Origin of the sequence: Acetobacterium tundrae (assembly GCF_008086615.1) — a bacterium.
Classification (GTDB): domain Bacteria; phylum Bacillota; class Clostridia; order Eubacteriales; family Eubacteriaceae; genus Acetobacterium; species Acetobacterium tundrae.
Genome location: NZ_RXYB01000006.1, coordinates 135,997 through 159,406, shown reverse-complemented (window position 1 = coordinate 159,406; position 23,410 = coordinate 135,997). Strand labels below are relative to the sequence as shown.

Annotated in this window: 20 protein-coding genes; 6 read left to right on the top strand and 14 right to left on the bottom strand. The window is 39.3% G+C overall.

What is annotated here, in order from left to right; translation table 11 throughout:
• Positions 1-25: 25 nt before the first annotated feature.
• Positions 26-2,131 carry a S8 family serine peptidase gene (locus tag FZC40_RS07135; protein ID WP_148603215.1) on the bottom strand — a complete coding sequence of 702 codons (2,106 nt, stop codon included), beginning with the start codon at positions 2,129-2,131 and terminating at the stop codon, positions 26-28.
• A gap of 306 nt (positions 2,132-2,437) precedes the next feature.
• Here FZC40_RS07135 and FZC40_RS07130 point away from each other — a divergent pair, with 306 nt between their 5' ends.
• Together FZC40_RS07130 and FZC40_RS07125 are read left to right on the top strand one after the other, a co-directional pair.
• A complete protein-coding gene (locus FZC40_RS07130; protein ID WP_148603214.1) occupies positions 2,438-2,917 on the top strand; it encodes an RrF2 family transcriptional regulator in 480 nt (159 codons plus the stop codon).
• Positions 2,918-2,930: 13 nt separating this feature from the next.
• Complete coding sequence (locus tag FZC40_RS07125) at positions 2,931-5,312, top strand: YhgE/Pip family protein (protein ID WP_148603213.1); 2,382 nt, start codon at positions 2,931-2,933, stop codon at positions 5,310-5,312.
• 130 nt (positions 5,313-5,442) lie between these two features.
• Here FZC40_RS07125 and FZC40_RS07120 read toward each other — a convergent pair whose 3' ends face one another.
• From FZC40_RS07120 to FZC40_RS07110, 3 genes are all read right to left on the bottom strand, one after another.
• Positions 5,443-6,066, bottom strand: coding sequence for a DUF47 domain-containing protein (locus FZC40_RS07120; RefSeq protein WP_148603212.1), 624 nt, complete (start codon positions 6,064-6,066; stop codon positions 5,443-5,445).
• Between the two features lie 23 nt (positions 6,067-6,089).
• The gene (locus FZC40_RS07115; protein WP_148603211.1) at positions 6,090-7,136 is read right to left on the bottom strand and encodes an inorganic phosphate transporter; all 1,047 of its coding nucleotides are present in this window, start codon (positions 7,134-7,136) and stop codon (positions 6,090-6,092) included.
• Positions 7,137-7,222: 86 nt separating this feature from the next.
• Positions 7,223-7,786 carry a hypothetical protein gene (locus FZC40_RS07110; RefSeq protein WP_148603210.1) on the bottom strand — a complete coding sequence of 188 codons (564 nt, stop codon included), beginning with the start codon at positions 7,784-7,786 and terminating at the stop codon, positions 7,223-7,225.
• Positions 7,787-8,112: 326 nt separating this feature from the next.
• On the opposite strand from FZC40_RS07110, the gene FZC40_RS07105 reads away from it, so the two are divergent.
• Complete coding sequence (locus FZC40_RS07105) at positions 8,113-8,571, top strand: hypothetical protein (protein WP_148603209.1); 459 nt, start codon at positions 8,113-8,115, stop codon at positions 8,569-8,571.
• 498 nt (positions 8,572-9,069) lie between these two features.
• Positions 9,070-10,968, top strand: coding sequence for an APC family permease (locus FZC40_RS07100; RefSeq protein ID WP_148603208.1), 1,899 nt, complete (start codon positions 9,070-9,072; stop codon positions 10,966-10,968).
• Positions 10,969-11,983: 1,015 nt separating this feature from the next.
• Here FZC40_RS07100 and FZC40_RS07095 read toward each other — a convergent pair.
• From FZC40_RS07095 to FZC40_RS07085, 3 genes are all read right to left on the bottom strand, one after another.
• Positions 11,984-12,205 carry an iron-sulfur cluster assembly scaffold protein gene (locus FZC40_RS07095; RefSeq protein WP_148603207.1) on the bottom strand — a complete coding sequence of 74 codons (222 nt, stop codon included), beginning with the start codon at positions 12,203-12,205 and terminating at the stop codon, positions 11,984-11,986.
• Positions 12,206-12,218: 13 nt separating this feature from the next.
• Positions 12,219-12,608, bottom strand: a complete 390-nt coding sequence (locus FZC40_RS07090; RefSeq protein ID WP_148603206.1) for an aminotransferase class V-fold PLP-dependent enzyme — start codon at positions 12,606-12,608, stop codon at positions 12,219-12,221.
• A 287-nt stretch (positions 12,609-12,895) separates the two neighbouring features.
• Positions 12,896-14,920, bottom strand: coding sequence for a sodium-translocating pyrophosphatase (locus FZC40_RS07085; RefSeq protein ID WP_148603205.1), 2,025 nt, complete (start codon positions 14,918-14,920; stop codon positions 12,896-12,898).
• Positions 14,921-15,432: 512 nt separating this feature from the next.
• Between FZC40_RS07085 and eutL the strand changes: the two genes are divergently transcribed.
• Positions 15,433-16,077, top strand: coding sequence for an ethanolamine utilization microcompartment protein EutL (eutL, locus tag FZC40_RS07080; protein ID WP_148603204.1), 645 nt, complete (start codon positions 15,433-15,435; stop codon positions 16,075-16,077).
• Between the two features lie 91 nt (positions 16,078-16,168).
• On the opposite strand, the gene FZC40_RS07075 is transcribed toward eutL, so the two are convergent.
• From FZC40_RS07075 to FZC40_RS07045, 7 genes are all read right to left on the bottom strand, one after another.
• Positions 16,169-16,657 (bottom strand): SixA phosphatase family protein, encoded by a 489-nt coding sequence (locus FZC40_RS07075; protein ID WP_148603203.1) that lies wholly within the window; start codon positions 16,655-16,657, stop codon positions 16,169-16,171.
• A 24-nt stretch (positions 16,658-16,681) separates the two neighbouring features.
• Positions 16,682-17,548 (bottom strand): hypothetical protein, encoded by an 867-nt coding sequence (locus FZC40_RS07070; RefSeq protein ID WP_187389062.1) that lies wholly within the window; start codon positions 17,546-17,548, stop codon positions 16,682-16,684.
• A gap of 162 nt (positions 17,549-17,710) precedes the next feature.
• Positions 17,711-18,697: an MBL fold metallo-hydrolase gene (locus FZC40_RS07065; RefSeq protein ID WP_148603201.1), complete on the bottom strand. Its 987-nt coding sequence runs from the start codon at positions 18,695-18,697 to the stop codon at positions 17,711-17,713.
• Between the two features lie 108 nt (positions 18,698-18,805).
• Entirely contained in the window at positions 18,806-19,522 is a 717-nt protein-coding gene (locus FZC40_RS07060) for an ABC transporter permease (RefSeq protein WP_148603200.1), read from the bottom strand.
• Positions 19,519-20,385 carry an ABC transporter ATP-binding protein gene (locus FZC40_RS07055; protein ID WP_148603199.1) on the bottom strand — a complete coding sequence of 289 codons (867 nt, stop codon included), beginning with the start codon at positions 20,383-20,385 and terminating at the stop codon, positions 19,519-19,521. The genes FZC40_RS07060 and FZC40_RS07055 overlap by 4 nt, the downstream gene beginning before the upstream one ends.
• On the bottom strand, positions 20,382-21,185 hold the full coding sequence (locus tag FZC40_RS07050) for a MerR family transcriptional regulator (RefSeq protein ID WP_148603198.1): 804 nt from the start codon (positions 21,183-21,185) through the stop codon (positions 20,382-20,384). Before FZC40_RS07050 ends, FZC40_RS07055 begins: the two co-directional genes overlap by 4 nt.
• A 133-nt stretch (positions 21,186-21,318) precedes the next feature.
• Positions 21,319-22,236, bottom strand: coding sequence for an AEC family transporter (locus FZC40_RS07045; protein ID WP_148603197.1), 918 nt, complete (start codon positions 22,234-22,236; stop codon positions 21,319-21,321).
• Between the two features lie 219 nt (positions 22,237-22,455).
• Between FZC40_RS07045 and FZC40_RS07040 the strand changes: the two genes are divergently transcribed.
• Positions 22,456-23,394, top strand: a complete 939-nt coding sequence (locus FZC40_RS07040; RefSeq protein ID WP_148603196.1) for a polysaccharide deacetylase family protein — start codon at positions 22,456-22,458, stop codon at positions 23,392-23,394.
• Positions 23,395-23,410 lie beyond the last annotated feature (16 nt).

Sequence of the window (23,410 nt, the reverse complement as noted above, 5' to 3'; positions counted from 1 at the left end):
TTCTTTAAATTCGTTATTATATCAATCATGATATAAACGGTTGATCCGTTGCTCCCGGTGCGGCCGAACCTTTTGGCACAACTACAATTCTTATGGCTTCCAGTCTTAAAGATAAACCAGCTGTCCCGGCACTTTCTCCATTTTTCGCCCAATCCAGCCAGCCATAATTTTGTGCATGGACTTGATAATAAATATCATACTTATCCGCATCGGTTCCCGTCAGGCGAATTCGAATCCCTTCCAAACGAAGGGATTGTCCCGTGGTTCCACTCAATTCCCCATCACTTTTCCAGCCTTGCCAGCCAATATTTTGGACATGTGTTTGATATGTAACACCGACAGCATAACCAAGATTATCAATTTTAATTTCAATTCCTTCTAAACGAAGGGATTGTCCCGTCGTCCCACTTAATTGTCCATCACTTTTCCAGCCTTGCCAGCCGACATTTTGGATATGCGTTTGATAAGTACTGGATATTCCTTCAATTGAGGAAGTCTTAATAACATAATCACTGATTATTTGAGTCACTATAGCACCATTTGCATCTTTAACATCAACCAACAATGAATAAGTTCCAGCCTCTGACGGCGTAAATATAGCTGAATTCTTTGTTGAAAAATCATTGATCACAACAGTCGAACTGCCCAATTGATAATAGAATTTATACTGATACGGACTTACTCCGCCACTGGCCTCAACACTTAATTGAACACTTGAATTAACTGCCTGACCTGACAATTTGTCTGTCACAAAACTGTCTATTATTAAAGGTGTACTTGCAACAATTGATTCAACCGCAGCATCTAGCTGAATCCTTCCGCTTCCATAATAGTTATCTTTTCCTGCCGTTCCTAAATCCACAGCGGTATCTTCCAAAGCTGTTTCAACTTGCGTTGCTGTTAAACTTGGATCTTTTGCCAATAACACCGCACAGGAACCGGCAGCAATTGGGCTTGAAAAAGACGTTCCACTCACTGGCCCATAAGAACCGTCGTGCGTTGTTGTTAAAACGGATTGCCCCGGTGCGCATAAATCAACTTTATCATTATATTGAGAAAAATAAGCATGTCCATCTCCAGATGTAGTTGCTGCAACTGAAATAACGCCATTATATGATGCCGGATAAGCGTATTTTCCGGCATAAGCGGACAAATTCCCTTCATTTCCTGCCGCTGCAACAAGTATTTTGCCTGCTTTGACAGCATATTGTATTGCGGACTCAAGACCCGTATATTGATCATACCCGCCAAAACTCATATTGATGACTCTAACTTCTGGTCGATCCGCCGCATCCATAATGGCGGCACAGATATAGCCAACATCCAGTGACGTATCGCCATCATACTCGCCACCGGTTCGATAGGGGGCAATTTTTATATTTGAAGCTCCGGCAATCCCGGCGGTACCAATACCATTATTTGCAATTGCTGCGATGCAGCCACACACTTCAGTTCCATGCCCGGCAAGATCTACAACCTCAGTGCTATTTGCAACATAATCATATCCACTGACTGTGTTGCCCGCAATGTCCGGGTGACTCATATTTAATCCGGTATCAATAACAGCAACTACAACTGGTTTAGTATTTGATACCTGATTCCAAGTTTTGTCTGCTCCAATTTTCTCAAATTGCCATGCCGATCCATTCGTAATATATGGATCATTTGGAAGTGATGACGTCTGAATTTTGCCATTTTTACCAACGGCAAGGACATTCGGATTGTCTTTTAATGCGATCATCAATTCATCAACATTAGTACCCTCACTTACTTCAATAACATCAACCCGATTGGACAAATGTTCACCCGATACAATCTCACTTGTCGTCAGTGAAAGGTCTTTAATATTTGTATCACTATTTTGTGCATAAATAACAACAACCTGTTGATCCAGATTATTATTTTCATCAAGATTCGGCACTTGCTCCATCGTTTCGATAACTGGTGTACTCGCCTTATTATCAGAAACAGCCGCACTCTCTTCTTGATTGTAACTGTTCTGACTTTCTATATTAACTGACTGCTCATCACTATTTGCAGGCGCTTCAGCCATAATTCCAGCTGGCAGAACCAATGAAAAAGCGACAATCATTATTATTAGTTTTATCCAGTTTTTCAATTTTCTTTTCATTAAAATATTTTCTCCGATTTTTATTTTTCAACTTATTATAGCCGTTATTGCCAAAGAAAGATCTTTCATTTAATTGTTTTTTCAATATGGCATTATCAAAATTGCATATTCTAATTATAACGATTTAGCTTAATTAAGTCTATAAGATAATAATTATTCAAACTAAACGCGCGCTCTACTTATTTAACGAAGAAGCTTCCCGTTTTGTTGCCTCTTCATACAAAAATATTTTTTCAAATTATCTGTTGACACATTTTATCCATAGATGTATAATATCGATAGATTCCAAGTGAAGGATGTGAAAAAATGAAAATGACTAGTGGTGTAGAACAGGCAATCTGTATTTTATTGATGCTGGCTTCACAGCATGACGGATTGCCCTTGAAAAGCGTTACCCTGAGCAACCGGCTTCAGGTGTCAGAGTCTTATCTCAAAAAAGTTTTGCGAAAGCTGGTGGTCGGTGGGCTGATTAATTCCAGTGCATCGAAAACCGGCGGTTTCAGCCTTGCAAAATCCGATGAGTCGATTACTTTATTAGAGGTTTTCGAAGCTATCGAAGGTTCCGATCCCTTTTTTGTCCCCTCTAATTTGGTGGAGAAAGTTTTTCTGATGCCAGAAACCATTGAAAAAAACAAAAATACCGTCATCACGATTATTTCCGAAGCCGAAACGCTCTATAAAAATCGGTTGAAGCAATGTACGCTCAGACAACTAAGATATTTTGTTAACAATAATACTCCAGGAACGGTTGACTGGAACGTAATTGTCGAAAAAGGTCTACTTTGAAGGAGGAACAATCATGTTAAAAAGTGAATTTCAGAATCTCAGAAATAACAAATTTCTAATTGTGCTGATCATCGTCCTATCACTCGTTCCAACCTTGTATACCACGATTTTTTTATCCTCAATTTGGGATCCCTATTCAAAAATCAGCCAGTTGCCGGTTGCTCTTGTCAATGAAGACAAAGCCTGCGATGATAATGGCAACACCCTTAATATCGGGGCAGAATTGACCAGGACCCTCGCAGATGAAAAGCCGCTTGCCTTTGAGTCTGTTGATTCGCAAACAGCACAGGCTGGTTTAAAAAATGGCGACTATTATATGGTCATCACCATCCCTGAAGATTTTTCGAAAAATGCCGCAACCTTGATGAATTCCGATCCTCAACCCATGGTGCTTTCCTATGAAATCAATCCTGGCGAGAATTTATTTGCTTCCAAAATAGCAAGCGCAGCGGCAACTTCGATTAAAAACAGTGTTTCTGACAAGGTGACTCAAACCTATACAGAAGTCATGTTTAAACAAATTTCGACTTTGAAAACCGGAATGAACCAGGCAGCTGATGGGGCAACGGCTATCAATGACGGATCAGAACAGCTGGAAAATGGCAATCAGCAGATCACGGCCAATCTTTCAAAATTATCTGAAAGCTGCCTTACCTTCAGTGATGGTGCCAAAACGCTTTCGGTTGGTCTTACGGAGTATACCAATGGTGTCGGCGAACTCAGCCAGGGACTGCAGCAGCTTAATGGGCAACTTCCAACCCTGACTAGCGGGATCAGCCAGATTCAGTCCGGTACAAACCAGTTGAATACAGGCATTGACCAATATACGACTGGGGTTGGCCGGCTCGCTGACGGCAGTCAGAAGCTATCCTCTTCCAGTGACAGCCTTAACGCCGGTGTTTCCTCGGTAGCTGATGGCATCAATCAGGTTAAAGCAGTCAATGGTCAAATTCTTGCATCACTCATCCAGAATCAACCGCAGGCAACAGCAACGGATCTTTCCGGTCTCAGCGACAGTACTACTGATATTCTGACAAACACAAAGAGTATTCAAAACGATCTGGGTTCATTGGATGCAGTCATCGAAAGCCTGAAAACTTCTGCGGATCCTCAAGTCCAAGCCCAGGCCGATGCTTTAGAAAGTCTTCACAGCAGTCTCGCTGTCAACAGCGATATCATCGGTGATTCGGCGAGCAGGATTCAGAATCTTGGCAATTCAACCACTGAAACAGCTTCTGCCGGAAACACGGAACCGTTGATTCAGGCTTTGAGCGGGATGGATCAAGGATTGGAACAGCTTCAGCAGGGAATGAATGATGAAAATGCCGGCCTGATTTCCGGTGTCGCACAATATACCGCCGGAGTAAACAGTGTTGCCGCTGGTTTACAAGCGTTGAATAATCAGTCCGAAACATTGGCGACCGGTTCAAACGGATTGGCATTGGCCATGACTGAGCTCAATAATCAGACGCCGCTTTTGACCAGCGGTGTTGTGCAACTTGCGGATGGTTCTTCGTTACTAAGTGCAAATTCCAGTCAGTTAATCTCCGGAGCCAGCCAGCTGGCAAATGGTGCCGGCCAAATCAGCAGCGGTTCGTCACAGCTGGCGGCCGGATCACAAACACTGGGCAACGGAATTGTTTCCCTCAAAGACGGCAGTCAGTTGCTCGCCGGAAAAATGTCCGATGGTGCGCTAGCCCTTGCAGCGGTTAATACCAATGACAAGAACATCGAAATGTTTGTGTCTCCCACAATATCCGATGAAGAAAGTTTTTCCACTGTTGATAACAACGGTACCAGTATGGCGCCTTACATCATCTCATTGGCACTTTATCTGGGGGCGATGGCTTTCTGCCTTTTTTATCCATTGTACGATAAAAACGACAAACCGAAAAACGGCATCGCGTATTGGCTAAGCAAATCATTTATCCTGCTTATCGTGAGTACGATGCAAGCCATATTAGCCATCACCGCATTGATGCTGCTTAATCATCTATCTCCCGTCAATGTGGCCGCCACCTTCTTGATTGCCTGGATCACTTCCCTGTGTTTTATGTCTTTCACCAGTTTGTTGAGAGTTGTCCTGGATGAAGGCGGCAGCTTCATCGCATTACTCGTTCTTATCCTGCAGTTAAGCGGTTCAAGTGGTGTTTATCCGGTTGAACTGACAACCAGCTTTTTCCAGGCGATACATCCATACCTGCCCATGACTTACTCGATCGAGGCATTCAAACAGACGCTTTCTATTGGGGCACAAGGCACCGGCATTGGTGAATATACAATTGTATTACTTGGCATCATGATTGTCTGTATCGCCTTAACGTGTCTTACCTATGTTTTAAAGACAAAAAAAGCGTCAAAATCATTGCCGCTCTTGCTTAAAGATATCAACTGAGTTAAAGGCCAGCATTATCTTCCGTCTGCAATTTCGTACTGGTTACCGCGGTCCGAAATAATGCTTACGACCCGATAATGCTGGCCTTTCGTGTTTTTTCTATTTCAGTAAAATCAGCCCTCCCACGATTCTAAATCAATCGCACGATAATTCTATGAAGCACATCCACTGTTTCATCCAAATTTGTTGAAGCATCTTTAATATGATGATAAACTTCCCGCTGCTTCAAAGCAAACATGGGATCGCCGCTGGCAAAAACTGAAATCATCCCATCTCGATAAAGCCTTTCGATCTCTATATGTGTTACTCTCATCTTTACAACTACTTGTGCTGATTTATCAGGATCTTTTTCTAAATCTTTGACGGCTTGCGAAAAGACATCCACCCCAATTTTCAGTTGTTCCACCATACCAATGATAATGAAATCTGGTTTAACCTCAAAAGCCTCCATGGACAGCAAACTTGACTGGGCATATTTTAAAACCTCATTCATTCCTACCGATATTGAATAGATATCACCCCGATCAAAAGGTGTAGAAAACGCTTCAATCAAGTCCTTCTCCATGTTCATTCTAACTTCATCTGCTTCTTTCACGCAATGGATTAACGCTTCACTATCAGCGACTGTTCCACTTTTCACCCAATTATAAAGAGCATTCACACCTAATCCGTTGGTATTGGCTTGCTTATACAGCATTTCATAAAATTTATACTTAACTGGAAATATCCGATCAATAATATTATTTTTATTCATGATTTCTTCATTTCTCTTCTTTCCTAAATTACGGTAACTATACTTGTTGTAATTGTGTAAATCAAGCCGGAAACTAACGCCGATAATGGAATTGTAATACACCAGGCAATAACAATCTCTTTTACAATCTCCCAATGAACCATTCTGTATTCATCCGCAGCACCCACTCCCATAATGCTCCCAACCACAACATGCGTCGTTGAAACCGGAGCCCCCATTAAACTTGCACCAAAAATAGAGCCTAATGAAGCTAACTGTGAATTAAGACTATGGATGGGTTTAATATCAAATATTCCTCTGCCTAAGGTTCTCATAATGCTCCAGCCACCCAACATTGTACCCATAAACATAACGATTCCACCACATACCCGTACCCATAACGGTGCTGCTTGTATTGCGGTGCCTCCCCATGCTGCCAAAGCCAAAGTTAATATTCCCATTATCTTTTGGGTATCATTTGAACCATGGCTAAACGAAAGTCCTGCCACGATCACCCATTGCAGGTGATTCATGCCCTTGTTGATATGAAATTTAGAGTTTCTTAAGAGTAATCTCGCGATCTTTTCAAGACAAAAGGCAATGAAAAATCCGATAAAAGGCGATAAAAACAAGGCGATCACTATTTTAACGATTCCCGTAATTTGATGATCACTGCCAATTAATTCTGACCAACCCCATGTTATATGCTGATACCCCGAAGAAACAACAACCGCTCCGACAATTCCACCAATTAAAGCATGTGTAGAACTTGAAGGCAAACCTAATTTCCATGTGATTAAATTCCATAAAGTTGCCCCTAAAACAGCTGCAAATAATATGATTAGTAATGAAGTATTTGTTGGTAAATCCGTCAATTCAGAAATGGTATTGGCAACCAGATTTCCCCCAAAGACCGCGCCAAGCAGACCAAAAAAAGATGCCACTGCAACTGCTTGCTTTGGACTTGCTGCTCCACAATTGATAAAAGTTGCCACCACTGAACTGGCATCATGCAACCCGTTTGTCATAGCAAAAATAAGACCTACTAAAATGACTAAAATCAAAATGATTATTCCACTGACAAGCACCATTTTTCAACTCCCCGAAAATAAAAAATGTCAAAAATTAAGAATGCTATTTCTACCATAATCCTAGACACTTTTCAATAATAAAATTACTACTCGTAAAACATAACATTATTCTCTGTTCCATCAGTACCAAAAACAACCCGAATCATTGATTCATCATCATTAATCCATACCCGGATATAACTTACTTTGTTGTCTTCAAAAGGAATCTGCGTTCCATTAATTTCTGTTCCTTCTGATCCCAGCAAATTTTTCACTTCATTATAACTCATACCGTCGGTTATTTTATCCGCCTGTTCCTGAGTAACGGCCTTAGTGGTTAAAAACGCGATATCTTTACTTGTTGGATATATTAATGTTTTACTTGTTACCAATCCATTTTCATTTAATATAATACTTACACCATAACCGGTATCTTCTTCATTATAGTTGAATGCATTTTTTAATTGCGCGCTTTCTGTTGGGAGAATCCCTAATTCAGTATCCACTTGGTCTTTTGTCTGATCAAATTGTACTTTATTATAAAAATCAAAAACAGTTTCTTTTGAAATAGTTCCCTGATTACTTAAACTGCTGACACTGCTATACCCTAAGAAGACCACACCAAACAATAGAATAACAGCTACCAATGAAAGCGATTTGAAATTTTTCATAAACTAATCCTCCCATTTTTTATAATCAATTAATCTGTTGTTAATTACCCATTTTAACACAAATCAAACAAGTTGGCCCACTCTATCCATTAATCTTCAAATCATTTATAACACTTCTGTCCTCACAGAAGCAAAAAGCATTCATTTTTTAAGCACTTTGAGACTAAATAAAACCTTTATCCGTCAAAATTTCTTAAAAAGCCTTAATGTTAAGGTGATTTTCAGGTTTAAAATGCTAAACTATAGAAGTTGACGGCGCCAACGTTTATTCCTAATCAATTTTTATCAATCATTTGCCCAAGAGGCAGGAATGGAGAATATCTATCATGAAAACCGAGGAAAAAACAGCTCTTATCAAAAACAAAAAATCCACTTTATCAATTGTCCTTTTTATTGGTGGTGCAATTGTCGCCCTATTGGGTATTGCATTGTTAATCAACAATGTTAAGCTTTATAACGATACTGTTAGTCAGTATGTCGCTCAGGGTTATGATGCAAGCACGGTTACGGCTTCATTAATGCCTTCACAATTATTACCTGCTGTATTTGAAGCAATTGCACTTTACGGCGGAGTTGCAATGATTTTATTCTGTATGGGTTTAATCAACCAAAAATTAGCAAGTTGCAAATTGCAGAGCACAAATGATGAAATCAATATCATTGTTCCTGAATTAAATGTTACCGAAATAGCAGAAGTAGAAGAAATAAAAGAAGTGATTGTTTCAGATACTGTTGCTGAAGAAAGCACAACTGTCAACGAGGAAGCAAAAGAAACCTTTAAGTAAAACGCAGCTACATCTTGATGCTTTCATCTGAAAAAATAGGACAACGGATGGTTCTAAGTCTTCCAATTTAGATTTTTAGCATAAACTCTTTTTATATTTTTATGGTATATTGTTAATTAAGATAATCTTACTATAAAAATAAAAATAGAATTTTAATACCGCTAAAAGGCTCTATTTAGAAAATGGCTTTGAAAATACGCCAAATACACTCATCGCAAAAGAAGCTGACATTAATCTGGGTTTAGTCAGTCGATTACTCGATGAATATCCCCATATAAAGAAGCAAGAAATTATTTATACTTCAGAAACTAAAAGAGGATCTCGTTATTGTTTGCAAACAATAACGAGATCTTCTTTTAGTTTCTGTTATTATTTTTTGAAAAGCATCGATACTGCAGTGATTATTTGGGTATATTTAAAAAAACGATCAAACAATAAAATCTATTTTAACGCTTGTTATTCACTTCTCAAAATTTTATGGAAATCAGGTGATTTGTTTTGTCTAAAGTCAAAAATGTTTTACTCGGAAAATCATTACGCACAGATGCAATCAAACACGAACGATTGTCTCAACTCTGGGGTTTGCCAATTCTGGCCAGCGATGCCGTTTCATCCGTCGCCTATGCCGTTGAAGAAATATTACTCGTTCTGGTTCCATTACTTGGTTTTGCCGCTTTTGGCTACGTTCCCGGGGTTGTTGCCGCCATCATTCTTTTACTGCTGATTCTGTGTTTTTCTTATTCTCAAATTATTGCCCATTACCCCAGTGGCGGTGGCGCCTATATTGTTTCAAAGGAAAATCTCGGGGAAATGCCGGCTTTGATTTCAGCAGCCGCCTTAATTGTGGACTATATTCTGACGGTTGCTGTCAGTATTTCAGCATCAACCATGGCGATTGTGGCAGCGGTACCAAGTCTTGCACCTCACGCGGTCCTCATTTCAGTTGCCTGTATTGTCCTGGTCACGATTGTCAATCTCAGAGGGATGCGGGAATCATCCAAAATCTTCGGCATTCCAACCTATGCTTTTATTTTCTCGATGGGCATTATGATTGCCATCGGTCTTTTCCGTTTTTTTTCCGGAACGCTTGCACCGATCACCTACTCAGCCGACCAGTTGGCCAGTGTTTTACCGACTGAAGCATTCCAGGGCCTTCTGGTTATCGTCGTTTTGCGGGCATTTTCATCCGGGTGCTCGGCATTAACCGGTGTCGAGGCGGTCAGCAATGCAGTGCCATCCTTCCGAGATCCGTCACAGTATAATGCCCGCCATGTCCTGTATCTGCTGGCCGGTATTATCGTGTTGATCTTCGGCGGCACGACCGTTCTTGCCGTGAGCCTGCAAGTTGTTCACATATCCGGGACAACGGTAGTTGCTCAGATAGCCCAGGCGATTTTCGGACGGAACTTTTTTTACTATATAATCCAAATAACAACATCATTAATCCTGCTTCTGGCCGCCAATACTGCCTACAATGGCCTGCCGCTTTTACTTTATCTATTAGCACATGATCGCTATGTACCAAAGCAATTCTCCCAACGCGGTGCTAAACTGAGCTTTTCCAACGGGATTCTGTTTATTATGATCATCGCCATTTTCCTGGTTATCGTCTTTGACAGCAATCCACACAACTTAATCCCGCTCTATTCTGTCGGTGTTTTTATTTCATTCACATTGTCGCAATACGGCATGTTTCGAAAATGGCTTCGGGAAAAAGAAAAAGGGTGGAAATACAAGTCCCTCATCAACATATTTGGAGCGATTGTAACCGGAGTTGGATCGATCGTCATATTTTATTCGAAATTTCTCGAAGGTGCCTGGATGTTGGCCATTGCCATGCCGATTATCATTCTGGTCATGATTTATATCCACAATCACTATGCCGAAGTCCAAAAGCAGGTGGAACTAAAAGAATTTGCTCCCTATTACCCGCGACCATCCGGTGGAAAGGGAACACCCTGTATTGTATTGCTTCAGTCCATCAATAAAGCAACTTTAAAAGCCCTCAATTATGCCAACACTATTTCTGATGACATTACGGTGCTCCATATCTGCCGCTACCCAGAGCATGCTATACAATTACGAGCACAATGGGCCGAACTGCAGATCCCGCTGAAACTCGAAATAATAGAAAATCCATACCGAGATATCACCCATACGCTTAAATCCTATGTTTATAAAAAAGCAAAGGATCTTGGTCATGGTGAGAATCTGACGGTTATTATGATTAAATATGTCGCCAACCACTGGTACGATGCCGTTTTGCACAATCAGACAACGGCCTTCCTGGAACAGAATCTTAGCCATTTCAAAAATGTGACAACGATCCTCGTCCCTTATCATTATTCACTTAAAACCATTGTCGAGGATAAGAATGACGTCGACAATGAAGATTAACCAAAGTACACAATTACCATGCTCACTCTTAAGTGTCAATATATTGGCGCAAAATGCAAAAAATGCTAAAGCCGATTCCACATTTTCATCTGTAGAACCGGCTTTAGCTCAAAAAGTCGATTGTCATCCTTTTGGACTCACCCCTTTCAATTTTTTCAAATATCTTCTTTTTCACTTTTCTAATGTAAACTTTTCACTTAACTTCTGGAGATTACCCTACTCTTCAAAATTAGAATTTTTCCTACCCATTCAGAATTTATTCTGAAATCATTTGAAAGAACTTTTTTTAATCTTAGAACCTATCGTCTCGATATGGGTTTTTTCAGCTTTTTTCTTACTGAAAATCAAGTTCTTTTGATCATATTCTTCATTCTTCAAATTAATCTCTTTTATCAAACCATTGGACTTTATCTAGCTTTTCAATTTCAGATGGATTCATTTATTTAAATCATCTTTCCCTCCTTTTGTTGATGATCTCTCTTTCCTGGAGATTATTCATCCTTGATCCATTATTTTTTATTATGGGGTCATCTCCTTTGATAAAACTGAGATGGCTGATTTCCATACTACTAATACCGATCTTAAATTTTCTTCCAGTACTTAATATGCTATTCAGCATACTAAACTTTTGCCAGTATGCAACATATAAAGAGTAAATGATTAATAAAATTTAATTGGCTCCCCGATTTTTTTCAGGTAATGATCAGCTTTCTTATTCCTGACCATCAGCCGCAATAAAATTTTATCCTTCGCTAAGTCTTGTTTACTTTTCAATGATCGAGATCATTCAATTAGAAAAGGATTGAGTTGATCTTTGATTGATTCCAATTATAGCACCTTTTTCCAAAAAGTAAATAGTTTTTTTGAAAACGTTTGTATATTTTTTTATTCTTCTTAAGTTAGCTTTAAGCTGCCATTTTTAACGATTTATATACTTCTTCCTCACTTTAGAGTAATGACAGCTACAAATGACCACTTCGATAGATTTCATTCTCTTTATTTATCCGAATTTTTATCAATCAGTAAACTCAACGATCGCTTTGTCAACGTCCCAAAGGGATTCAATTTTGATATCCGTAATAATTTTTGTCTCAGGGTCTACATTGAGGTACAAGGAAACCATATCACCGCAGGCAGGGCTTCCTTCCGTGGCTTTGCCGTCAGGATTTTCTATGCTTCCGGTATTTCTTGGATTTTTAAAATGTTCCAGCACAATATCATTGTAAGGACTAGGCATTTTTATATTCCTCCTATTCTTTTTCTTTACCCAAAGGGCTGATTTTCCGCAAATTTCCTACAACTTTATTTAGCGTCTCCACCACAAAGACTGCCTCATCCATTGTATTGAACCGCCCTAACGTTAGTCTGATGGACCCATGAGCTCTTTCATGATCGCCTCCGATTCCTTTCGGACCGTGAATCGTATGTGCAGACACCGTAACCAGATCCACCGGAACTTTTCTTACATCCAAAGGCATCCTAGTAAAGGAATGGGTGGCATCGGTGTGGAAAAGAACGCCCTTTCCCCGGCATAATGCCCCTATTTTTTCGAGATCCTGGACGGTCCCAATTTCCTGATTTCCAAGCTGAATGGAAACAAGGATGGTTTCTTCTGTCATCAGTTTTTCAAGGGCTTCCATTCCACATGTATTTCCGCCATAATAATCCCTCCTAAAATTTTCGAACTAAGTAATTGCAAATTTCCAACCAGCAATAATACCATAACCAATCTTACTATTTTTATTTATATACGCTGTTCTTGGGAATTTACTTTTAAATATTTTATATTATTCAAAAAACAAAACCAGCACATCAAGTGTTGAAAATTCTACTTGATGTGCCGGCTTTAAAAATTTTTCACAAGTCGATACTTAACTTTTTTATATTATTTAATTCTTTCGTTTTTTTTGCGTGAGTATTTGGAAATTTAGTGGATCATACCTGCAATAATAGGAGCAATGATTAATGATAAGGTGCCCATAACTTTAATTACTGCATTTAGTGAAGGACCGGATGTATCTTTGAAAGGATCTCCGATTGTGTCTCCAACAACGGCTGCTACATGAGCTTCTGAGCCTTTTCCGCCTTGTGCGCCACCTTCAATATATTTCTTGGCATTATCCCAGGCTCCGCCAGCATTAGCCATTGTCAAGGCAAGCAGGACACCACTTGCAGTTCCGCCGACAAGCATTCCGCCAATAGCAAGAAGGGCATTTTCAGGACTGAAAATGGCGATTCCAAAACCAACAACAAAGATACTCACGGGAGCAAGTAACCCCGGTAAAATCATTTGTTTAATCGCTGCTTTTGTCGAAATATCGATACATTTTTTTGAGTCAGCCTTTGCTTTGCCTTCAAGAAGTCCCGGGATTTCGCGGAATTGTCTTCTTACTTCTTTGATCATATCAAATGCCGCTGTACTGACAGCTCTCATTGAATAAGCACAGAAAAGGAATGGAATCATTGCGCCAAACAAAAGTCCGACCATGACGACTGGATTGAGTACATCCAGTGTTTTGAGTTCTGCTCTTTGTGCAAATGCGGAAAAAAGAGCAATGGCTGTAATTGCAGCAGACCCGATAGCGAATCCTTTTGCAATCGCTGCGGTTGTGTTTCCAACAGAATCAAGTTGATCGGTAACTTTACGTACTTTAGGATCGAGACCTGCCATTTCGGCAATCCCGCCGGCATTATCAGCAATTGGGCCGTAAGCATCAATAGCAACAATGGTTCCTGCCATCGATAACATACCCATGGCGGCTAATGCGATGCCATAGAAACCATACTCTCCGCCACCTGGTACAAAATAAGCAACTGCTACAACTGCTATAATAACAAGGATCGGCATAGCCGTACTTTCAAGTCCTACTGAGAAACCATAAATTACATTAGTGGCGGCACCAGTATTTGAAGACTCGGCAATTTTTTTAACTGGACTAAAGTCTGATGATGTGAAATACTCGGTTATTTTTCCAATTACAATATTGGCAATCAAACCTACCTGAATAGCAATATAGAAAGCAAGGTTATGATCCGGTAACATGTATTTCGTTAATAAAAATGCTGCAATCGATGATAATAAAAATGATGAATACAGACTTCTGTTAAGACAGGCTTGGGGATTGCTATCATTACCTGTATAAATAAATAGGGTTCCGATGATTGAAGCAACAATACCGCAAGCACCCAACATCATGGGAAGCATGACACCAGTTGAGCCTAACAATGTTGAACCTAACAGCATTGCGGCAATTGATGTTGCCGCAAAAGATTCAAATAAATCGGCGCCCATTCCAGCTACATCCCCAACATTATCACCAACATTATCTGCAATAACGGCTGGATTTCTCGGATCGTCTTCTGGAATTCCGGCTTCAACTTTACCAACTAAGTCAGCTCCAACATCAGCTGCCTTGGTAAAAATTCCGCCCCCAATACGGGCAAAAAGAGCAATCAATGAAGCCCCGAATGCAAAACTGTCAATAGCTGGTATCATATCCGGATTTCCCTTTGCAACGAAGATATACAATAAGGAAACACCCAGTAATCCAAGGCCTACAACGCCCATTCCCATAACAGAACCACCTTTAAAAGCGATTACTAATGCTTTTTTCAGGCTTGATTGTGCCGCATTCGTAGTTCTGGCATTTGCTCTTGTCGCAATATACATCCCCATATAACCTGCTAGAGCTGAAAATACTGCTCCGATGGCAAATGCGATTGCCGAAGCAATTCCAAACTCAGTAAATAGTATAAGAAGTACAATAATTACAATTGCTATTGGCAACATCGTCTTATACTCACGATTTAAAAATGCCATGGCCCCTTCTTGAATAGCTACAGATATTTCTTTCATTTTGTCATTTCCCATACTCTCTTTGAGAACTGACGTTGAAAGATACAGTGCAAATAATAAAGCGATTATTGCCACTGTTACAATGAAAATTGTCATTTTTTTTCTCCTTCTTAGTTTATTAGACTCGCGCCTTTAATTCTATAATTACCACCAAGATATGTCAATAGAATAAGCGAAAAAAACTAATTTTCATGCCTCCAAATTGCATAAAATTACGTATCTTAGCGATTCTGATGAGACTTTTTTGGTGTCAGGATTCTTTAAACGCGTGAAACCGTTTTCTTATATTTGCCTAAGTTTTAGCGTAATTATTACTTTGACAATTCACCAAAGATCTTGAGTTTTTATCATTTAATTAGTGATCGGCTAAAATTCGAAGGTAAATATAACGTTTATCGTGCTAGTATATAAACACAGAACATGAGAGGAAAACAGAAAAATTAAGAAAGAGTTGTTTAACAGGACATTAATATTAACACCTCCTTGTGAACCGGAATAATTACCCCTTATGATGGTTCTTTTTTATTTACGAAAGCTCAATAAGATGTTATCATTAGCCCAAGAATAAAGCTAATTTCTAAAAAAATTCAGAAAAGGAGATGATTGCCATGACTGGAGATCGAGTAGAATGTAATATTGTCTATAGCAAACTGTTAACCGATGTTGAGGATATCATGTTGGAGGAATTTGAATTACCCGAAGGATGTATCGATATCGGCATCTTTACCACCCAATATGATGGCGTTGGCTATTGCGCTGCAGATGAAGCCACTAAATCTGCTAATGTTGATGTTGTTTATATCAAAACCCTTTATGGAGCCGGAGCCGGCCTTAATGATGGTCAGGTTTTTGGCGTCATTACCGGACCGAGTATTTCTGATGTAGAAAGCGGATTGCGCTACATTCATGACTTTGCCAAAAATAAAGCAAGTATCTATAGCGTTAATGAGGACGATAGCAATCTCATTTATGCTCAGCTGGTTCCAAAAATCGGAAGATATTTTTCTAAAACCTACGGTCTGCCACTTGGCTCCTCCATCGCCTTTTTATTTGCGCCGGCTCTCGAAGGGATCGTCGGAATTGATGAAGCCTTAACAGTAGCCGATGTTGAAGTCGTCAAATTTTTCGGACCGCCGACGAACTCAAACCTGAGCGGTGTTATTTTAACCGGCACTCAGGCCAATTGTAAAACGGCCTGTGAAGCTTTTAAAAACGCCATTATTGACTGTGTTGAAGAGCCAGTGGATTATTGATTATGGGTTAAGGCCAATTATTTATTGTTGCACAGCAAAAACAGATAAATAATTGGCCCCCAAAATTTCAACATCACTCAGATGCCCCTCTTTAAACATGCTTGCAAATTTTTTTATATCCTCCCGGCTCAGCAACCCATAGTAATTTGCCAGTTGTTTTCTTTTTTGAGAGAATTTTTATTAAAACTGCGGTACCTTTTTTAAAACGAACGTCTTCCTTGCAAATTTTTTTGCACCATTGTGACAGATAAGGTTCATGCCCTACGATTATGATGGTGCTGTTTTCATCCACTTGTTTTAGGCTGTACGCCAGCTCATCAAAATCACCATTTTCAATAAAATCATATCCATCTATCCTGTCGATTTCACAAAATTGTTTAATCATCTCTGCCGTTTCCATGGCCCGCACAACAGCGCTGGACCAAAGGACTACATTTGCTCTTCCTTTAAGATATTCAGCAAGATAAGGCATATCTTGCTTTAATCTTTTTATTCCCTTCGGCAATAGCTTCCGATCATAATCAAGTATAACGCTTCCTCTTTTCTGCGCTTTTCCATGTCTTACCAGTAATAAATTCATTCTTTTTACCCACTTTCTTATTTCTTAATTCCACTGAATTGGCATCAAATAATCTTTACTCGTTTGATCGATTAATTCTTGTGTCTTTTCAATAACAAAGTATATTACTGTTACATTGCGTGTTTCATCATAACGCAGATATAGCCTTCCCATCGTGGCTGCCACTGGGAAATCCTCACCGTTATAGTCTTTGGGAGGGGTCCCATACTGGAGATAACCAATGAGATTTTCAGTCTGATGATGCAGCGGTGAATTCGTTTCAATCATCGCATCGATTTGGATCCAGTCAGAAAATCCAGCCATTTCAGGTCCTTCTTTTATATCCGTTATCTGATAGTCAAAATGCCTCTGTGAACTCGGACAGCCTAACGATTCCATCACGAGATCCAGCTGATCGAAGGAAACAACCTTAACAATTGCAGCCACATCCAATGTTCCGTTTTTCCAACCAAAAGCGCCTTGTCCCAATTTAATTGCATAAACCCCGTAATGAGCATTGAAATAATCCGAATCAGGATCGTAAAAAGTGGAACGGCCATTTTCGAAACGGCCAAAATTATAGAGAATACTCATTTCTCCATTAACCCCATCATGGGGAAAGACTTCACCAGGATGATAAAGCTTCATGTTTTGGCACCATCCGCTCCCGCTGTAATCCTTACCTGTGGGAATATCCAATTTCAACCCCACTTGATTGAAGACACTTTCCTGTTTAAAACTCAATCCCTGAACTTGAAGCGCCAAATCACTTCTTAATCCGGCTGTACTAGCTGAAAACAATAGAAAAACAAGCATGAAAGAAATTATAAAAACAATCAAACTCAAGATCAGGTATTTTTTTTTAATGGCTTTTGGCCTCTTTTCGATATGATTTTTAATATTATTACCCACTTTTATATTACCCATTCATTCTTAATATTAATCCAGTTTATTTTTCCAATCAAAAAGACCCGCTATTTTTTCATACAGCTTCCAATCAGTAAGCTGCATCTAATAGCGAGTTTTGGCAACAACGATTTAATATTACCCGTATGAATTTTCCATTCGCAATCTTTACTTCGCCCGATAAACGAACATTTTTCCATCTTTTATTTTTACAATCCGATTTCGCTCAACCAGATAATCCAGATGCGACATCGTTTCACCTACAGCAAACCATTTTTGCTGAATTGGACATTCATCCCAAGTTTTTCCTCGCAGCGACCATTTGAGCTGACCTGCTATTTCATACGCATTTTGGTACTCTTTCTTTTTTACAATATCCAAAGTACTTTCGATTCGTTCTGCATGATGTTTTTTTAACTGGACAATTCGCTCATAGACATCCATTTTATTATTTCGATGTGCCGGCAACGCCACCCGGATATCATAAGTTGCTATTTTATCCAGACTTGTCAAATAATCATTTAGAGAATCTTTAACATAAGGCCAGCAGGTAATATTGGGACTGATATCAAATAGAACATGATCTCCCAAGAACATAATCTTTTCGTTTTTCAAATATAAACAGGTATGTCCGGGTGTATGCCCAGGTGTCAGTACACATTCAAATTCATAGTTTCCAATAAAAAAACTTTCACCATCATTAATCGGGGTTGCTTTAAATAAATTTTTCAAGGCATAGACAACCGCCGGGTTTACTTTTTCCTGAGCATAAACATCGCTTTCTGGAAATCCCTCTGCTATGAAACGTTGATTAAATAATTTCCAAACATTCCCACTTAAACTTCGGCTAAAGTAATCATAATCTTTTGCACCTATAATAACACGTGTCTTCTCCGTTCGAATACGTTCAATCAGACCAGTATGATCCGAATGAATATGGGTTAAAAAGAGTGTGGTATTGTTCATATCAACATTGAGTTCCCGTAACCCTTCTGTTAACGCCTCAAAGCATTCTGGCTGATTAAAGCCGGTGTCCACGACTAAATTTCCGGCATCGGTTTTCATCACATAACAGTTTAAATTTTTCAATGGATTATTAGGCAGAGGAATGTACACACTATAAATCTCTGGTTGTTCGACTATTTTTTTGATCATAAGTCTCCTTTAAAAAAGTCATTTTTCATTTTGCTAATTTCATAACAACTGATTTATATTGTATCATAATCAATAATAAACATAAAAGCTATTGCCAATTAATTTCTTTTATTCTGTTTTACTCCTCATCAATTTCAAAGTAACAATGAGAAATGAAATAACAATCATCAAAAGCAATGGGAAAATATTATTAAGATCTATTCCGCTATCGCAAAGATTCTTAAATCCCCAGGTTGCCGGCAACACAAGACCGGCTTTTTCGAGAAATTCAGGCAGCAAATCGGTGGAAAACATAATTCCGGATAACATAATAGAAGGTAAAAAAATCACTTGTGCAACAATGCTTAATTTTGAGCCGTTTTTTACAAAAACGCCCAGAATTGAGCCAATCGATAAAGTTGCCATAATGAAAATAGCTGTATTTACCAGATAAACTCCGATTTGTGCAGGAATAACGGCACCAAATAAAATCGGAGCAATCAGCAGGATAATCAAGCTCATGATCATCAGATGAAAAAAACAGGATAAAATATTAACTGCTACTGCGGTCCACAGTGGTATTTTTCCAACGATATATGATTTTTTTATGTCCGTCCCAAATACCGTTACCAGCTGAGTCGGCATTCCCAGAACCGCTCCCATGGTTACTCCAAACACCGTCATTGACGGAATAATTGTCTGATAAGCCTCCGGATTAATGGATGTAAAGATGCCCCCCATAAACAGAAAGAACCCCAATGGAATCAAATAATAAGTTAACAGAATCCCTCGATTACGAATATCCAGTCGCCACTGTAAACCCAGTTGATAAATAAATGCATTCATGCAATTTCCTCCTTCGTTATTTCCATAAAACGGTTTTCAAGAGATACCTTTTTGACTTTCAGATCAATAATTTCAGTATTATTAATCTTATGGATATTAATCAATTCTGCCAGGCCTTGATTTATGTCTAAAACTTCATAACTTTGATAACCTTTTGATTCGCCGATCCAATTGCTGAATTTCAAACTTGCAAACGTGATTTTGTTTTCCGTCTTCAATTCGATATGATAACTTTCCTGCGTGTTCTGGGTTAATTCATCCACGGTTCCCTGATATTCTATTTTTCCATCTTTTAAAATCACCACCCGCTCACATAATTCCTCAACTTCAGCCATATCATGACTGGCAATCAAGAATGTTTTTCCATCTTTAGACAACTTCTTTATTAAATGATGCAACGCAACCCGTCCTTCGACATCCAGCCCGGCAGTTGGTTCGTCTAAAATGACGATATCCGGATTTCCAATCAAAGCAATGGCCAGATGCAATCTTCGCTTTTGTCCGGTTGATAACTGTTTGTATTGCTTATTGGAAAACTCAGAAATTCCCAGTGCATCAAAAACAGATTGATCCATTTTGCTATGATTCCATTTTGAAAAAAGTGTCAGTGCTTCCTTTGCCTTAATTTCATTTGGAAGGGAAGATGATTGCAGCTGTACGCCTAATTGTCCACTTAATTTTATTTCGCCCTTTTCATATTTTTTAAGTCCCTCAATACATTCAAGAATTGTTGTTTTCCCAGCCCCATTTGTTCCCAACAATGCTAAAATCTCTCCTTTATAGACTGGAAACGAGATTTGATCGAGTACTTTTTTGTTCGAATAACTTTTCACTAGTGACGATACTTGAATCACTTCTTTCATTTTTGTTCCTCCTCAATTGATGGAAATTCATATCCCATCTGAATGAAATAGGCTCTAAGAATTCCTCCGAGAAAATCATTAACAGTATCCTGTTTTTTGGCAATCTCTTCATTCCAGCCTTCTTTTGAATTTAAATTAAATTTTTGCAACTCCGGTAAAAAAGACATGTCTCCTCCGGTAAAATCTAAAACTATATTCCACCATTTTTTACCGAGACCGATACTTTTTTCTGAATCAAAAGGTTCCCCCTTCTGAGACAGAATGACTGATTCATCAAGAATTTGAAGATACTGTTCATACAATTCGTTTCCTTTCTCAGGCATATCCATATATCTTTCTCGCACATGATCTTCAAGACGGGGACTGAAATTTTTGAATACCCAGTAATTTTTATTTTCTTTCCTTAACAGAGCAATGATATCTGCATATTTTCCAAAATCAACCGAATCAATTGCAATGACTTCATCATGCAATGCATTAATTGCATCCAGGGATGTCTGCAGATTAATGATTTCTTCCTTGATGATTTCTCTTTGCTGTTCAAGCGCTGAGCATACTTCCTGGGGTGTATCCAATGGAAACAGGTTGTTTTTTATTTCATCCAGAGAAAATCCCAGATATTTAAAAGATAGCACTTGATGTAGTCTAATGATATCCTTCTGCGTGTATAATCTGCGACCGCCTTCACTCATTTCACTTGGTTTTAAAAGATTCAATTTATCATAATACTGCAATGTCCGTACTGTCACACCCATCTGTTTTGCTATTTCGCCCACCGTAAATAATTTATCTTTTTTCATATTGTCCTCCACAAGCATAGTATACTTCATGACGTTACGTCACATACAAGCAAAAAATAAAAAAAACTGCTATTTTCATAACAGTTTGAATTTATTGATAACCACGTCATGGGAGACAATCAAAAACAGTTACTTAAAATAACAGATAACTGATAATTGGGATCGTCACAATGGATGCTAGGGTTGTAATAAAAACGCCTTTGGTGGCAAGTGCAACATTGTTATCGTATTTATTGGCAAACAGTACCGCGGATGTGGCGACCGGCATGGCGATGATGATGATAACGATCCCCAGTATGTAAGGACTTGCAATGAAATTTTTAAGGATCAGCCAGGCTGCCCCAGGCAGCAGGATCTGTTTGATGATCACATAAGGATAAAGCCGCAGCTCCGTAAATACGCTTTTTATCGAAATACCCGCAAGTGAAATACCAATGACGATCATCGCCAAAGGCGTCGTGGTGTCACCTACGGTTTTTACCGTATTATTCAAAATGTCCGGCAGGTGGATATTTGCGGCAACCATCGCGACGGCGATTAATGAAGCGACCATTCCCGGGGTTAAAAAGTTTTTTAGATTGAGAGCATTTTTGCCTTCTTTGGACATCAGCATAATCCCCAGAGTAAAGTTGCTGACGTTAAAGATAAGATTGAAGATCGTTGCGTAAAAGATAGCGCCTTCTCCAAAGATAGATGCAATAACAGGAAATCCCATAAAGCCAACATTGGACCAGATAGTCATGTACATATACAGGTTGCGTTCTTCTTTTTTTACCCCCAGTATACGAATGATCAAATAGGCAACAACGGGCATGATAATATAAAAAAGAACTGAGATGATAAACATCAACACGATATCATTTTTATCTGAATTGCTGGGCATGGTAGCAACCGAAGCAATCATCATACAAGGTATCGTAATACTCAAAATAAAATTAGAAAGCTGGATGCCAAATTTCTGATTGGTAACCTTTGTTTTTGCAGAAATGTAGCCCAGGGTGAGGATCAAGAAAAGCTGAATCATTTGACTAATAACAACAGTGATATCCAATGTTTGTTTCTCCTTTTTACTAAGCTGACTGAAAGTGAGCATGTTAAAGCAAAACTTCTGGCAAGCAGGTTCTCATTAAAATCATCAGGAAATATGTAATTAAAATTATAAAACAGTCTACACTTTTTATTCATTTTCTGCTATAGTTAAATATAAGTAGGTCAACGGCATTTACATGCGTCAAAGGTTACTAAATAAAATAAGGAAGCTGAGGAGTAAATGAAAAAGAAATCTAAGTTACGAATAAAATCCATGCCTCGATTTATATCTTTCAGTCTCATGAGCCTGGCAATTCTTATTATAATTGGAATAGCCTCGGTCACATTGGTAACCCATGTTGCCTCGGCAATCAATAACCAAAAAGAAAAATACCAGGCGTCTGCTCTTCTTGTTGATGCATCCACGGATGAAACCACCAGCGATCAGGATATCCAAACGAAAGCAGATGCTGAAGTAACATCTGATGCAAATACAGATGAAGCACAACAAACGGGAACTGATGATCCCTTGGAAAGTATCAAGATCCGCCTGAGAAATAATGACACCGAGGGGCTAAAAGTAGTCTTTCTCACCTTTGATGACGGCCCCAGTGATCATACCGGGGAAGTGCTGGATATTCTTAACACTTACAATGTGAAAGCCACCTTCTTTACCATTCGTCATGAAGGTGCTGAAGCTGAAGCTTCCTATCGTCGCATCGTCAATGAAGGTCATACGCTGGCCAATCACACCAGCAGCCACGACTATGATCTTTACAGCAACCCTGAAGCCTTTTATGCTGACGTTAACGCTCTGGATCAATACCAGCGACAAATAACAGGGTTAACTGAAACCAGCCATATTTTCCGGTTTCCCGGCGGTTCAATAAATGCTAATGAAACTTGTGTCCTGGGCCTGGTTAAACAAGGCTGGAATTACGCCGATTGGAATGTGTCCTCTGGTGATGGCGGCTCTGATCCACCTGCCTCTGACGTCGTCGCACAGACCATTATTTGCGGCTGTCACGAGCATGATGTTTCCGTTGTATTGTGCCATGCTGAAAGCAAACCGGATACCCGGGCGGCGCTGTCAACGGTGATTGAAACCCTCCAGGCTGAAGGATATACTTTCCTAGCCATGGAAAATGATTTTACTTATCCTCGCCAATTAGAGGTTTAATCTCGAACGGGCTGGA